This window comes from Burkholderia pulmonis, from assembly GCF_984667975.1.
Genome location: NZ_OZ480186.1, coordinates 921,155 through 935,435 on the forward strand (window position 1 = coordinate 921,155; position 14,281 = coordinate 935,435).

Genomic DNA, 14,281 nt, shown 5'->3' on the forward strand with positions numbered 1-14,281 from the left:
ACAATATGCATCCCGCGATTACCACGTGGCTCACGGCGACCGGAGTGGCTCTGGCCGCCGCCGTCGCCTCGACGCTCATCCTGCGGACGCTGCTCGCCACGGGGTTGGCCTGGCGTCTCGCGACCGATATTCCGAACGACCGTTCGCTGCATACGCTGCCGACGCCGCGTGTCGGCGGCTGGGGCATCGTGCCCGTTTGCGTGATCGCGATGCTGTGGCTCGCGCCGTCGATGTGGCTGGTGGCCGTGGCTGTCGCCGGCCTGGCCGCGCTGTCGCAGCTCGACGATCGGCGCGGGTTGCCGGCGCGGGTCCGGTTCGCCGCGCACCTCGCCGCGGTCGTCGCGCTGATCGTCGTCTATCCGGCTGCCGCGCCGTGGTGGCTCCTGGCCGGCGTCGGTTTCGGGATGGTCTGGCTGACCAATCTGTACAACTTCATGGACGGCGCGGACGGTCTCGCAGGCGGCATGGCGCTGTTCGGCTTCGGCGCCTATGCCGCTGCCGCACTGGCCGGTGCGCAGCCGGCACCGGATCTCGTCGTGGGCGGTGCGGCGATCGCGGGTGCCGCATTCGGCTTCCTGCTGCTGAATTTCCATCCGGCGAAGCTGTTTCTCGGCGACGCGGGCTCGATTCCACTCGGCTTCATGGCGGGCGCGCTCGGCTACTGGGGCTGGCGAGGCGGTGCCTGGCCGATCTGGTTCCCGGCGATGGTGTTCTCGCCCTTTATTGCAGATGCATCTGTAACACTCGCGAGACGTTTGTTACGCGGGGAAAAGTTCTGGCAGGCGCACCGGGAGCATTACTATCAGCGTATGGTGCGCTCCGGCACCGGTCATCGACGCACCGCCATTTACTGGTACCTCGTGATGCTCGTGGGCATAATCACAGGCCTGTGGGCGTTGGGGCGGCCTACACTGCAGCAGTGGGGGCTGTTTGTCGCCTGGTATGGCGTGTTGGCGTGTATCGGTTGCGCGATCGACGCGCGCTGGCGCCGGGTCGGTACGGCTACCGAAAACAAATCTTGAGGTCTCCCGCCGATGTTGCGATCCAAAGCATCTTGGCTGTCACTGAGTGCTTTTCTGTTCGACCTGCTGGCGGTCCTCGCAGCATGGTTGTTTGCCTATCTCGTCCGCTTCAACGGTAGCGTTCCGCCCGATTTCCTCGGCGGCGCGCTGATGGCGCTGACGTGGGTGCTGCCCGTCTACGCGCTGATGTTTCACGTGTTCGGCCTGTATCGCGGGCTGTGGGTGTTCGCGAGCCTGCCCGACCTGATGCGCATCGCGAAGGCGGTGGGCGGCGGCGGCGTGATCGTGATGATCGGCGCCGTGATGTTCCAGCCGGTGCCGATCATTCCGCGCTCGGTGCTGCTCGTGTCGCCGCTGATGCTGTTCCTGGCGATGGGCGGCGCGCGCGCGCTGTATCGCGCGACGAAGGAGTATTACCTGTACGGCGGGCTCGTCGGGAAGGGCAAGCCGGTGCTGGTGCTCGGCGCCGGCACGGCCGGCGCGAGCCTGGCGCGTGAACTGTCGCGCTCCGGCGAATGGCGCCTCGTCGGCCTGCTCGACGACGACGTCACCAAGCAGGGCCGCGAGGTCTACGGTTACAAGGTGCTGGGCTCGTTCAACGACCTCAAGCACTGGACCGACGCGATGAAGGTCGAATGCGCGATCATCGCGATTCCGTCGGCGTCGGTCGAGGTGCAACGCCGCGTCGCGACGCTGTGCGTACGGGCCGGCATAAAGGCGATGGTGCTGCCGTCGCTGACCGCGCTGATGCCGGGGCAGGGCTTCCTGTCGCAGGTGCGGAGCATCGATCTCGAGGATCTGCTCGGCCGCGACGCCGTGACGATCGACACGCCGCACGTCGAGGCGCTGCTGCGCGGCCGCGTCGTGATGGTGACGGGCGCGGGTGGTTCGATCGGTTCCGAGCTGTGCCGGCAGATCCTGCGCTTCGCGCCCGCGCAGCTCATCGCGTTCGACCTGTCCGAATACGCGATGTACCGGCTGACCGAGGAGTTGCGCGAGCGCTTTCCCGATCTGCCCGTGCTGCCGATCATCGGCGATGCGAAGGATTCGCTGCTGCTCGACCAGGTGATGTCGCGCCACGCGCCGCACATCGTGTTCCACGCGGCCGCCTACAAGCACGTGCCGTTGATGGAGGAGCACAACGCGTGGCAGGCGCTGCGCAACAACGTGCTCGGCACCTATCGCGTGGCCCGTGCGGCGATCCGGCACGACGTGCGTCACTTCGTGCTGATCTCGACCGACAAGGCCGTCAATCCGACCAACGTGATGGGCGCGAGCAAGCGCCTCGCCGAAATGGCCTGCCAGGCGCTGCAGCAGACGAGCGGGCGCACGCAGTTCGAGACGGTTCGCTTCGGCAACGTGCTCGGCAGCGCGGGCAGCGTGATTCCGAAGTTCCAGCAGCAGATCGCGAAGGGCGGCCCGGTGACGGTCACGCACCCGGAGATCACGCGTTTCTTCATGACGATCCCGGAAGCGTCGCAGCTCGTGCTGCAGGCGTCGAGCATGGGGCATGGCGGCGAGATCTTCATTCTCGACATGGGCGAGCCGGTGAAGATCGTCGACCTCGCGTGCGACCTGATCCGCCTGTACGGCTTCTCGGAAGAACAGATCCGCATCGAGTTCACCGGGCTGCGGCCGGGCGAGAAGCTCTACGAAGAACTGCTCGCGGACGACGAGGCGACGACGCGTACGCCGCACCCGAAGCTGCGGATCGCACGGGCGCGCGAAACGCCGGACAATTTCCTCGACGAACTGCTGCCGTGGCTGATGCAGCATCGCGTGCTGCCCGACGACGAAGTGCGGCGCGACCTGCGGCGCTGGGTGCCCGAGTACCAGACGGCCAGCGTGCCGGCCCTGAAGAGCGTACGGGTCGCATCGAACCGTTGATGGCCGTGCCGCGGCTGCGTGAAGTGCAGTTGCTGCCGCTCAAAAGAAAAGCGCCCCGCGGGGCGCTTTTTTCATGTCGGGCCGTGAGCGGCTCAGCGGCTGTGCCGGTGCTTGCGCACCACCATCCACCGCGGCGCGCGGAACCGCACGATGCTGATGTACAGCCACACGTAGGTCAGCGCGAACAGCACGACGAACACGAACAGGTGCACCGTGTGCCGCCAGAACAGCGTCGCCGGAATCACCGCGACGAGGCAAAGCAGCCACAGGTACGGCGACGTCAGCGAATTGCGGCGCGTGAGGTCGTGCGCGTGCTTCGTGCCGACGGCCCAGCGCATCAGTCGCTTGTACACGAGCATGTGCAGGTGCACGCCGTCCGGAATGCCGGGCGACATGCCGCGGATGAATTTCTTCCGGTAGATCGAGAAGCAGGTCTCGAAGATCGGATACATGAACAGCAGCACGGGGTACCACGCGGACACCTCGCGGTTGCGCATCACGAGCATGATCGCGAGTTCCGCGAGCATGAAGCCGATGAAATACGCGCCGCCGTCGCCGAGGAAGATCAGCCCGGCCGGGAAATTCCACAGGAAGAAGCCGAGCACGGCACCCATCATGATGATCGAGGCGGACATCACGACCGGGTCGCGGACCTGGAACGCGACGTATGCGAGCGATGCGAACATCATGAAACTGACCATCGACGCGAGGCCGTTGAAGCCGTCGATGATGTTGATCGCGTTCGCGAGCGCCGCGACCGCGAGCACGGTGACGAACGCCGAAATGGCGACGTAGCCGAGCAGGAAGTCGAGCGGCGGCACGCTGATGCGCGTGACCGCGATGTTCATGAGCCAGAAGGCGAGTGCGGCCGCGCCCATCGTGCAGAGCAGCCGCGCGCGCGGCGACACGCGCTTGGTCAGGTCCTCGACGAGGCCGGACAGGAACGCCGGCAGCCCGCAGGCAGCAATGCCGAGAATGCTGCCGGAGATCGTCGGATAGTGCCGGGACAGCACCAGCGCGGCAATGACGACCCCGGCGAGGATCCCGATGCCCCCCACTCGCGGCACGGGCCGCACGTGGAATTTCTGCACGCCGGCCAGGTCGCTGTCGATCGAGAATTTCTCGTGAAGGTGCGCGTAACGCACGATGAACAGCGTGACGAGCAGGGAGACGATGAAGCCGGACGCGAAGCTGAGCATGGGATCGCTCGAAAAATGGACAGCGGATTATACAAAACCGCGCGGGTTCCCCTCCTGCCATCGCCAGTGGTCGGCACACATTTCCTCAATACCGAGCGTTGCACGCCAGCCGATGATGTCGGCGGCGGCCTGCGGGTTCGCATAGCATTCGCCGATGTCGCCCGGGCGGCGCGCGACGAGTTCGTACGGCACCGGGCGGCCCGATGCCTTCTCGAACGCACGCACGACTTCCAGCACGCTGTAGCCCTGGCCCGTGCCGAGGTTCACGACGAAGCTCGCGTCGCGCTTCGCCAGCGCGTCGAGCGCGGCGATGTGCCCCTTCGCGAGATCGACGACGTGGATGTAGTCGCGCACGCCCGTGCCGTCCGGCGTCGGGTAGTCGGCGCCGAACACGCGCAGCTTTTCCAGCTTGCCGACCGCGACCTGCGCGACATACGGCATCAGGTTGTTCGGGATGCCGGCCGGATCCTCGCCGATCAGCCCGCTCACGTGCGCGCCGACCGGGTTGAAGTAGCGCAGCGTCGCGATTCGCCACGTCGGGTCCGAGACTTCGAGGTCGCGCAGGATCTGTTCGGCGATCAGCTTCGACTGGCCGTACGGGTTCGTCGCGGACAGCGGGAACGATTCGTCGATCGGCGAGCGTTCGGGCACGCCGTACACGGTCGCGGACGAGCTGAACACGAACTGCTTGACGTTGCGCTCGCGCATGACCTTGAGCACGGCGAGCAGGCCGCCGATGTTGTTCTGGTAGTACTCGAGCGGCTTCTCGACCGATTCGCCGACGGCCTTGAGCGCGGCGAAGTGAATCGTGCCGGTGATCGGATGCGCGTCGAACACCTTCGCGAGCGCGGCTTCGTCGCACACGTCGACCTGGTGGAACGCGGGCGTCTTGCCCGTGATCTGCGTGATGCGCCGCACGGACTCGGACTTGCTGTTGACGAGGTTGTCGACGATCACGACGTCGTAGCCGTTGCCGAGCAGCTCGACGGTCGTATGCGAGCCGATATAGCCCGCTCCGCCGGTGACGAGGATGGTGCCTTTAGCGGTCATTGCTGATGCGCTCCTTCAGAGGGTGATACCGGTTAACGAATGGATGGTACGCCGGTAGCATTCGACGACCTGCTGCTCGTCGAATTCCGCCGTGACCTTCTGCCGGCCGCGCATGCCCATCGCGCCGCGTCCGGCCGTTCCGAGTTCGATCATGCGGAGCAGTTGCTCCGCGAGGCTTGCACTGTCGCGCACGCGGCACAGAAAACCCGTTTCGCCGTCGGCGACGACATCGCGGCAGCCCGGCACGTCGGTCGCGACGATCGGGCGGCCCATCGCCGACGCTTCCATCAGCGTGCGCGGCACGCCTTCGCGGTATGACGGCAGCACGACGCAGTCGGCCGCCGCGATATGCGGGCGCACGTCGTGCGCTTCGCCGAGATACTCGACGATACCTTCGTCGACCCACGCATCGACATCCGCGCGGCCGATCGCGCTCGGGTTGTCGACACCGAGCGGCCCGAGCAGCTGAAAGCGCGCGTTCGGGAAGCGGGCGCGCACGACGCGCGCGGCTTCCACGTATTCGCGCACGCCCTTGTCCCACAGCAACCGGCCGATCAGGATGAAGACGGGCGCGTCGCCGGCGGGTAGCGGCACGGGCGAGAACTGCTCGAGATCGACGCCTTCGCCGTGCAGCAGCCGCGCGCGGTCGGGATGGGCGAGCAATTTCTCATCGGTGAAGGTCGCGAGATCGTCGCGGTTCAGGAACCATACTTCACGCGGGAAGCGGAACGCGAACCGGTACAGGCGTTTCGCGACGCTCGCCGCGCGGCTTTTCTGGATGAAGACGTAGCCGAGTCCGGTCGTCACCGCGATCGACGGTACGCGTGCGAGCCACGCGGCGACCGAGCCGTAGATGTTCGGCTTGATCGTGTAATGGAACACGAGATCGGGCTTCAGCGCGCGATAGTGACGCACCAGCGCGACCAGCGTGCCGAGATCCTCGCGCGGGCTCGTGCCTTTCGACGCGACGACGAGCGCCACGTAGCGGCAGCCCATCTGCTCGAGCAGGGGCACCGTGCGGTCGTGCGGCGCGATCACGATGACCTCGGCGCCGCGCGCGACGAGCGCACGGATCAGCCCGTGGCGATACGTGTAGATCGCCCAGGCCGTGTTGCAGACGAGCGCGATGCGCAGCGGGGAGGTGGCGGACATGAAAAAAAGAAAAAATAAAGCGTCGAAAATGCCGGGTGCGCGTCAGGCGGACGGCCGCGCGGCGAACAGCGTCTGCTTGATCCGCTGCAGCGTCCGGTACGGCGTCACGAAATGCAGCAGGTTCTTGGCGAGGCCGGCCCAGTCGTACGGGTTCAGCGCGTTGAAGTGGCTCAGCAGCAGCGTGAGCGTCGACACCAGCTGGCGCCGGCGTTTGGTCGCACTGATCCCGCCCTCGTTAAGCTCGTAATACAGGCCGAGTTCCGGCAGGTTCGCGCAATCGTAGCGCTGCATTAACCGCAAAAAAAGATCGAGATCCTCTGCCGCGCGGTATTTCGCGCGATAGTTGCCCACTTCGCGCACGGCGTCGATGCGCAGCATGACCGACGGATGCACGAGCGGCGAGCGCAGGAAGCGCGTACGGCGCAGCGTGCGCGGATCGGCGGGCGGCGTCAGCATGAAGCGCGGCTCGCCGCCGCGCGACACGACCTGCGTCCACATGCCGACGCAGGCGACGTTCGGGTGCGCGCCGAGATACGCGCGCTCCTTCGCGAGGCGCTGCGGCGCGGCGAGGTCGCCCGCGTCGATGCGTGCCGCGTAGCGGAAGCCGCGCGCCGCGAGCGCGTCGATGCCGGCCGCGAGCGCGCGTTCGATGCCGCCGTTCTGCGGCATGCGCAGCACGTCGATCGCGAGGCCCGGCAGGTCGGGCGCGGCGATCGGCGGCGTGCTGCCGTCGTCGACGATCAGCACGTGCACGGGGGGATCCTCGCGAAACGACGCGAGGGTCCGGACGACGTCGTCGTGCCCGTTGTAGGCCGGCATCAGCACGGCCACGTCGTCGAGCGGGGGCGGGCAATCAGGGGACGTCATGTTCGCAGCTTGAAACAGATGTAATAAAAGTTGACGGCGGCGGCGGCCAGGTAGCCGGCCGCCAGCCCGACGAGCGCGCCGTACAGGCCGAGCCGCGGGATCGCGAACAGGTTGACGAGCGCGGCGATCGCCAGCGCGAGCAGCCATTTCGACAGCAACACGAATTTTGCTTGATATTTGAGAACGATAAGATTGCCTATCGCCTCGATGCCGGCCGGCACGGACAGCCAGACGGCCCAGCGGAAGATGTCGACCGACGCCTCGTAGCCGTGGCCGAACACCTTGCCGACGATCAGCGGGGCGGCCGCGTCGAGCACGAGCGCGCCGGCCGTCATCAGGCAGGCCGTCATCACGATCAGCCGGACGATGTTGCGGCGCAGCCGCGCGACGTCCTGCACGCGGTAGACGAATGCGGGTGCGATCGTCTGCGCGAGCATCAGCGCGAGCGTGATCCAGTTCTCGTTGAGCTGCTGCGCGGCCGAATAGCGGCCGAGATCGGCGAACGACACGTGGCGCTCGAGCATCAGGCGGTCGAGCTTCAGGAACAGGTACATGCAGATGAGCCCGAGCCAGAACACGGTGCCGGCCGTTGCAAAGTGCCTGAACAGCGGCTTGTCGAACGTCCAGCCGAGCGCGCCGCCGTTACGATGCCGGTAGTACAGCAGCAGCGCGAAGCCGATCGCGGCGGCCTCGAGCGCCCACAGCCACGCGAAGCGGGCGGGGCCGGCGGCCGCGCGCACCAGCAGCCAGACGAGCAGCGCCTTGGCGAGCGCGGTGACCATGCTGGTGACGAGCTGCGGCTTGCTGTACGTCATGCTCTGCAGCCACGCGTTGATCACGCCGACGAACGGCTCGCGGAACACCATCGTGACGGCGAGGCCGGCGAGCATCGCGCCGACCAGCGGGTCGAACGCGCCGGCGGCTATCGCGATCCAGGTCGCGACGAGCGCGGCGGCCGATACGGCGATGCGCAGCGCGAATGCGCTGCCGAGCACCGCGCCGAGCTGGGCGGGCGGGCGCTGGACGATGGTCGGGACCAGGATTTCCGCGCCGCACACCCAGGTGAGCGGCGCCAGTACCAGGAGAAGCGTATTCGCATACTGCCATTTGCCGAACACATCTGGCCCGAAATAACGGGCCAGCAGGCCGCTGATCGCGATGGCGACGCCGATCTGCGTGAGCCGTTCGAGCCCCAGCCAGACAAGGTTCGAGACGGCTTTCGCGACGTCCGGGTTGCCGAAGCGCTTCAGCATGCGCTGTGGCGGCGCGCGCGCGGGGCGGCCGGCAGGGCGCCCGGAGGCAGCAGGTTGGCGGCGGCGGGACGGCTAGGCATTAAAATGGGCGACATGCGCGTCATCGAAACCCGCGATTATAAGTGGGATCGCGGCCGCTCCAGCCGTTCCGCTCCGTGTTCCGCCGGCAGGCATGTATCATGCGCGGCACCGGCGAGAGGCCGCCACGCAGGCCAGACAATTTTCCATGCACGCAACTGAGAGAGAAGAGAATCGATGATCTCCCAATCCATCTTCAAGGCATATGACATCCGTGGCGTGGTCGGCAAGACACTCGACGTCGACACGGCGCGCGGGATCGGCCGGGCATTCGGCAGCGAAGTGCGTGCGCAGGGCGGCGATGCGGTCGTCGTCGCGCGCGACGGCCGCCTGTCCGGGCCGGAACTCGTCGGCGCACTCGCCGACGGCCTGCGTGCGGCAGGCGTCGACGTCGTCGACGTCGGCATGGTGCCGACGCCGGTCGGCTATTTCGCGGCGAACGTGCCGCTCGCGCTGAAGGGCGGCGAGCGCCGCGTCGATTCGTGCATCGTCGTCACGGGCAGCCACAACCCGCCCGACTACAACGGCTTCAAGATGGTGCTGCGCGGCGCGGCGATCTACGGCGAGCAGATCCAGGCGCTGTACCGCCGCATCGTCGACGAGCGCTTCGAGACGGGCAGCGGCACCTACGAGGAATTCGACGTCGCCGACCAGTACATCGCGCGCATCGTCGGCGACATCAAGCCGGCCCGCCCGATGAAGCTCGTCGTCGACGCCGGCAACGGCGTCGCGGGCCCGCTCGCGACGCGCCTGTTCAAGGCGCTCGGCTGCGAGCTCGTCGAGCGCTTCACCGACATCGACGGCACGTTCCCGAACCACCACCCGGATCCGGCCCATCCGGAAAACCTGCAGGACGTGATCCAGGCGCTGAAGGACACCGATGCCGAGATCGGCTTCGCGTTCGACGGTGACGGCGACCGTCTCGGCGTCGTCACGAAGGACGGCAAGATCATCTATCCGGACCGCCAGCTGATGCTGTTCGCGGAAGAAGTCCTGTCGCGCAACCCGGGCGCGCAGATCATCTACGACGTGAAGTGCACGCGTCACCTTGCACAGTGGATCAAGTCGAAGGGCGGCGAGCCGCTGATGTGGAAGACGGGCCACTCGCTCGTGAAGGCGAAGCTGCGCGAGACGGGTGCGCCGCTCGCCGGCGAAATGAGCGGCCACGTGTTCTTCAAGGATCGCTGGTACGGCTTCGACGACGGCCTCTACACGGGCGCTCGCCTGCTCGAGATCCTCACGAAGACGGCCGACCCGAGCGCGCTGCTCAACGGGCTGCCGGATGCGATGAGCACGCCCGAGCTGCAGCTGTGGCTCGACGAAGGCGAGAACTTCCGCCTGATCGACAAGCTGCAGAAAGAGGCGAAGTTCGACGGCGCCGAGGAAGTCGTGACGATCGACGGCCTGCGCGTCGAGTACCCGGACGGCTTCGGCCTCGCGCGTTCGTCGAACACGACGCCGGTCGTCGTGATGCGCTTCGAAGCCGAGACGCAGGAAGGGCTCAAGCGCATCCAGGAAGACTTCCGCCGTGTGCTGACGGCCGCGAAGCCGGACGTCAAGCTGCCGTTCTGAGCGCCGGCGGCCTGCGGGCAGCCAGCGTCGCCGCGGCCGGTTCACCGGTCGCGTCCATCCCGAAAAGCGGCTCACGCCACGGGCGTGCGGCCGCTTTTTGCCTGTCTGGCCCGCCGGGCGAGCTAAAATCCCCCCTTTATGCTTGTTGCCGGCTGCCAGCCGGCGTTTTTTCAGCGTGCAAAAGATCCTGATCGTGCGCGTGTCGTCGCTGGGCGACGTCGTGCACAACATGCCGGTGATCGCCGATATCCGGCGCCGCCATCCCGATGCGCAGATCGACTGGCTCGTCGAGGAAAGCTTCGTCGACCTCGTGCGGCTCGTCGACGGCGTGCGCGACGTGCTGCCGTTCTCGCTGCGCCGCTGGCGCAAGAAGCCGTTCTCGGGCGCCACGTGGCGCGAGATCCGTGCGTTCCGCCGGCGCCTCGCGGCCGAGCAGTACGATCTCGTGATCGATTGCCAGGGCCTCATCAAGACGGCCTGGGTCGCAAGCTGGGCGCGCGGCCCGCTCGTCGGGCTCGGCAACCGCACCGACGGCGCCGGCTACGAATGGCCGGTGCGCTTCTTCTATCGCAAGCGCGTGCCGATCGCGCCGCGCACGCACGTCGTCGAGCGCTCGCGGCAGCTCGTCGCGGCCGCGCTGGGCAATCCGGCGCCGACGCCGGCCGATCCGGTCGACTTCGGCCTCGATACGCGCGCAGCGGCACTCGCGGTGGCCGCGCTCGGCCTGAACCTGCCGGTGCCGTACGTCGTGTTCGTTCACGCGACGTCACGCGCCGACAAGCAGTGGCCGGATGCCGCCTGGGTCGAGCTCGGCCAGGCGCTCGTGCGGCGCGGCGCATCGCTCGTGCTGCCGTGGGGCAACGACGCGGAGCGCGCGACCAGCGAGCGGCTCGCGAAGGAGTTCGGCGATGCGGCGATCGTGCCGCCGAAGCTGTCGCTGCCGGCCGTGGTCGGCCTGATCGACGGCGCGGCCGCCACCGTCGGGGTTGATACAGGTCTGGTTCACATCGCGGCCGCGCTGAAGCGTCCGACGGTCGAACTGTACAATTTCGCGACGGCCTGGCGGACCGGCGGCTACTGGTCGCCGAACGTCGTCAATCTCGGCACGGCGGGGCAGCCCCCGTCGATCGCGCAGGTGAAGTCGGCGCTCGCGGGCTTCGGTCTCCTGTAACGCTGTCACACACGCGAACCGATCATGAGCGAATCCCAGATCATCGAAGTCCCGTCCGCCGACTGGAGCGGACACAACCTGTCGGCGCCGCGCGAGCAGTTGCTGGCCGCGGTCGAGGAAGGCAAGGTGCTGTATTTTCCGAACCTGCGCTTCGCGATCGAAGGCGGCGAGGAAGCGCTGCTCGACCCGGCGCTCGCCGATCCGAAACGCAAGAACATCAGCCTCGCGCCGAACGGCGGCGCGCTGGCCGGCGTGCTCGGCGACAGCGTTACGCAATCGGCCGTGCGCGCGCTCGTTGCACGCTTCCAGCAGCAGGCCGGCACGCTCGTCGACGGCCTCTTTCCCGAATACCGCGGCAAGCTGCGCGTCGCGCCGACGAGCCTGCGGCTGATGCAGGTCGAAACGCGCGAGACGTCGTGGCGCAAGGACGACAGCCGGCTGCACGTCGACGCGTTCCCGTCGCGACCGAACTACGGCGAGCGCATCCTGCGCGTGTTCACGAACGTGAACCCGGCCGGCGTGCCGCGCGTGTGGCGCGTCGGCGAGCCGTTCGAGGACGTCGCGAAGCGCTTCCTGCCGTTGATCAGGCCGCAACTGCCGGGCGCCGCGTGGCTGCTGAACCTGCTGCACGTGACGAAGTCGCCGCGCAGCGCGTACGACCACCTGATGCTGAACCTGCACGACAGCATGAAGGCCGACCTCGACTATCAGAAGACGAGCCCGCAGGAGACGATGCCGTTCCCGCCGGGTTGCGTGTGGATATGTTTCTCCGATCAGACTTCGCACGCTGTGATGTCCGGCCAGTTCATGCTCGAGCAGACGTTCTTCCTGCCGGTCGACGCGATGGTCCGCCGCGAATGCGCGCCGCTCGGCATTCTCGAGCGCCTGAAGGGCAGGGCGCTGGTTTGAGCGCGCACCTGCTGTTCCGCAACACGGGGGCCGCCGCATGCTGAGGGCGATCTATCGCGCACTGTGGTGGCTCGTCGCGCCGGCCGCGGTCATCCGGCTCTACGTGCGCTCGCGCAAGGAGCGCGGTTACCGCGAGCACATCGGCGAGCGCTTCGGTCACGTGGCCGGCCGCTCGCGCGACGACCGCACGCCGCTGATCTGGGTGCATGCGGTATCGGTCGGCGAGACGCGCGCCGCGCAGCCGCTGATCGACGCGCTGATGCACGCGCGCCCCGATGCGCGCATCCTGCTCACGCACATGACGCCGAGCGGCCGTGCGACGGGCGAACAGATCTTCGGCGATCGCGTGCTGCGCTGCTACCTGCCGTACGACATGCCGGGCGCGGTGCGGCGCTTCCTGCGCGCCTGGCGGCCGACGCTCGGCCTCGTGATGGAAACCGAGGTGTGGCCGACGCTGATCGACGAGTGCCGGCGTGCGGATGTACCGCTCGTGCTGACCAATGCGCGGATGTCCGCGCGTTCGTTCCGGCGCGCGGCGAAGTTCGGCGCGGCGACGCGCGACGTGTTCGGCGGCTTCTCGCGCGTGCTCGCGCAGAGCCCGGCCGATGCGGAGCGGCTGACGTCGCTCGGCGCGCGCAACGTGACCGTGCTCGGCAACCTGAAGTTCGACATGACGACGCCGCCGGAACTCGCGGCGCGCGGCCATGCGTGGCGCGACGCGATCGGCGCGCGGCCCGTGTGGGTGGCCGCCAGCACGCGCGAGAACGAAGAGGCGCTGGTGCTGCAGGCGTTCGCGGAAATGCATACGCCGGGTGCGCTGCTGGTGCTCGTGCCGCGTCATCCGCAGCGTTTCGCCGAGGTCGAGGCGCTCGTCGCGCGCAGCGGGCTCACGTCCATGCGCCGCTCGGTGTGGGCCGCCGATACGGCCGCGCTCGCCGCTGGCCAGCCGGCCGCCGAACCGCTGCCGGGCGACGTGACGGTGCTGCTCGGCGATTCGATGGGCGAACTCGGCGCGTTCTATGCGGCCGCCGACATCGCGTTCATCGGCGGCAGCCTGCTGCCGCTCGGCGGCCAGAACCTGATCGAGGCGTGTGCGGTCGGCGTGCCGGTGCTGATCGGCCCGCACGTGTTCAACTTCACGCAGGCGACGGCGGATGCCGTTTCGGCCGGCGCAGCGATGCAGGTCGCCGATCCGCTCGATCTCGCGCACGTGCTCGACGCGCTGTTCGCCGACAAGGCGCGGCGCATCGCGATGGGCGCGGCCGGCGCGGCATTCGCATCGCGTCACCGCGGCGCGACCGCGCGCACGGTCGACGTGCTTGCGGCGCTGCTGCCGGCCGCCGAGCGCGGCGGGCGTGCACGGCAGGACGCGCAGGATTCGTCCGACGACGAGTAGGCGACAGGCGGCGCAATGCCGCCCGGGCATGCGTGGCGGCGGCGCGGGTTGTCGCCGCTACGCTGTTCAGACCGTCAGCAAACCCTTCTTCTCGATGAACGCGATCACGTCGGCGACGCCTTCGAGGGCTTTCAGGTTCGTCATCACGTAAGGCCGTTCGCCGCGCATCTTGCGCGTGTCGGAGGCCATCACGTCGAGGTTCGCGCCGACCAGCGGCGCGAGATCGGTCTTGTTGATCACGAGCAGGTCGGATTTCGTGATGCCGGGGCCGCCCTTGCGCGGAATCTTCTCGCCGCCCGCGACATCGATCACGTAGATCGTCAGGTCCGACAGCTCGGGGCTGAAGGTTGCCGCGAGATTGTCGCCGCCCGATTCGATGAACACGATGTCGGCGTCGGGGAAGCGCGACAGCATCCGGTCGACGGCTTCGAGGTTGATCGACGCGTCTTCACGGATGGCCGTATGCGGGCAGCCGCCCGTCTCGACGCCCATGATGCGCTCCTCGGGCAGCGCGCCGGCCACCGTCAGCAGCCGCTGATCTTCCTTCGTGTAGATGTCGTTCGTGATCGCGACGAGGTCGTAGCGGTCGCGCATCGCCTTGCACAGCATTTCGAGCAGCGTGGTCTTGCCGGAGCCGACGGGGCCGCCGATGCCGACGCGCAGCGGCGGCAGTTTCTTCGTGCGGCGGGCGGAGGAGGGAGCAGGTGCGTTCATGGTCTGGCGAT

Annotated in this window: 12 protein-coding genes; 6 read left to right on the plus strand and 6 right to left on the minus strand. The window is 67.8% G+C overall.

Annotated features, from left to right (window positions below):
• The first annotated feature begins 5 nt into the window (after positions 1-5).
• Positions 6-1,022 (plus strand): MraY family glycosyltransferase, encoded by a 1,017-nt coding sequence (locus AC5LXK_RS04255; RefSeq protein WP_493390457.1) that lies wholly within the window; start codon positions 6-8, stop codon positions 1,020-1,022.
• A 12-nt stretch (positions 1,023-1,034) separates the two neighbouring features.
• Positions 1,035-2,909 (plus strand): polysaccharide biosynthesis protein, encoded by a 1,875-nt coding sequence (locus AC5LXK_RS04260; protein ID WP_493390458.1) that lies wholly within the window; start codon positions 1,035-1,037, stop codon positions 2,907-2,909.
• A gap of 92 nt (positions 2,910-3,001) precedes the next feature.
• Here AC5LXK_RS04260 and AC5LXK_RS04265 read toward each other — a convergent pair whose 3' ends face one another.
• The 5 genes from AC5LXK_RS04265 to AC5LXK_RS04285 are packed head-to-tail and all read right to left on the minus strand — an operon-like array spanning position 3,002 to position 8,430.
• On the minus strand, positions 3,002-4,108 hold the full coding sequence (locus AC5LXK_RS04265; protein WP_493390459.1) for an MraY family glycosyltransferase: 1,107 nt from the start codon (positions 4,106-4,108) through the stop codon (positions 3,002-3,004).
• Between the two features lie 27 nt (positions 4,109-4,135).
• Positions 4,136-5,158: a UDP-glucose 4-epimerase GalE gene (gene galE / locus AC5LXK_RS04270; RefSeq protein WP_493390460.1), complete on the minus strand. Its 1,023-nt coding sequence runs from the start codon at positions 5,156-5,158 to the stop codon at positions 4,136-4,138.
• A 15-nt stretch (positions 5,159-5,173) separates the two neighbouring features.
• The gene (locus AC5LXK_RS04275) at positions 5,174-6,310 is read right to left on the minus strand and encodes a glycosyltransferase family 4 protein (RefSeq protein ID WP_493390461.1); all 1,137 of its coding nucleotides are present in this window, start codon (positions 6,308-6,310) and stop codon (positions 5,174-5,176) included.
• 42 nt (positions 6,311-6,352) lie between these two features.
• Positions 6,353-7,177 carry a glycosyltransferase gene (locus AC5LXK_RS04280; RefSeq protein ID WP_493390463.1) on the minus strand — a complete coding sequence of 275 codons (825 nt, stop codon included), beginning with the start codon at positions 7,175-7,177 and terminating at the stop codon, positions 6,353-6,355.
• A complete protein-coding gene (locus AC5LXK_RS04285) occupies positions 7,174-8,430 on the minus strand; it encodes a lipopolysaccharide biosynthesis protein (RefSeq protein ID WP_493390464.1) in 1,257 nt (418 codons plus the stop codon). Before AC5LXK_RS04285 ends, AC5LXK_RS04280 begins: the two co-directional genes overlap by 4 nt.
• A gap of 255 nt (positions 8,431-8,685) precedes the next feature.
• Between AC5LXK_RS04285 and AC5LXK_RS04290 the strand changes: the two genes are divergently transcribed.
• The 4 genes from AC5LXK_RS04290 (at position 8,686) to waaA (ending at position 13,556) form a co-directional block, all read left to right on the plus strand.
• Positions 8,686-10,080: a phosphomannomutase/phosphoglucomutase gene (locus AC5LXK_RS04290; protein WP_493390465.1), complete on the plus strand. Its 1,395-nt coding sequence runs from the start codon at positions 8,686-8,688 to the stop codon at positions 10,078-10,080.
• Between the two features lie 175 nt (positions 10,081-10,255).
• On the plus strand, positions 10,256-11,251 hold the full coding sequence (gene waaC, locus AC5LXK_RS04295; RefSeq protein ID WP_493390466.1) for a lipopolysaccharide heptosyltransferase I: 996 nt from the start codon (positions 10,256-10,258) through the stop codon (positions 11,249-11,251).
• 24 nt (positions 11,252-11,275) lie between these two features.
• On the plus strand, positions 11,276-12,160 hold the full coding sequence (kdoO, locus tag AC5LXK_RS04300) for a Kdo hydroxylase KdoO (protein ID WP_493390467.1): 885 nt from the start codon (positions 11,276-11,278) through the stop codon (positions 12,158-12,160).
• A gap of 37 nt (positions 12,161-12,197) precedes the next feature.
• Positions 12,198-13,556: a lipid IV(A) 3-deoxy-D-manno-octulosonic acid transferase gene (gene waaA / locus AC5LXK_RS04305; protein ID WP_493390468.1), complete on the plus strand. Its 1,359-nt coding sequence runs from the start codon at positions 12,198-12,200 to the stop codon at positions 13,554-13,556.
• Positions 13,557-13,622: 66 nt separating this feature from the next.
• Here the strand turns inward: waaA and ureG are convergent, their stop codons facing one another.
• The gene (ureG, locus tag AC5LXK_RS04310) at positions 13,623-14,270 is read right to left on the minus strand and encodes an urease accessory protein UreG (protein ID WP_124449119.1); all 648 of its coding nucleotides are present in this window, start codon (positions 14,268-14,270) and stop codon (positions 13,623-13,625) included.
• Between the last annotated feature and the right edge of the window lie 11 nt (positions 14,271-14,281).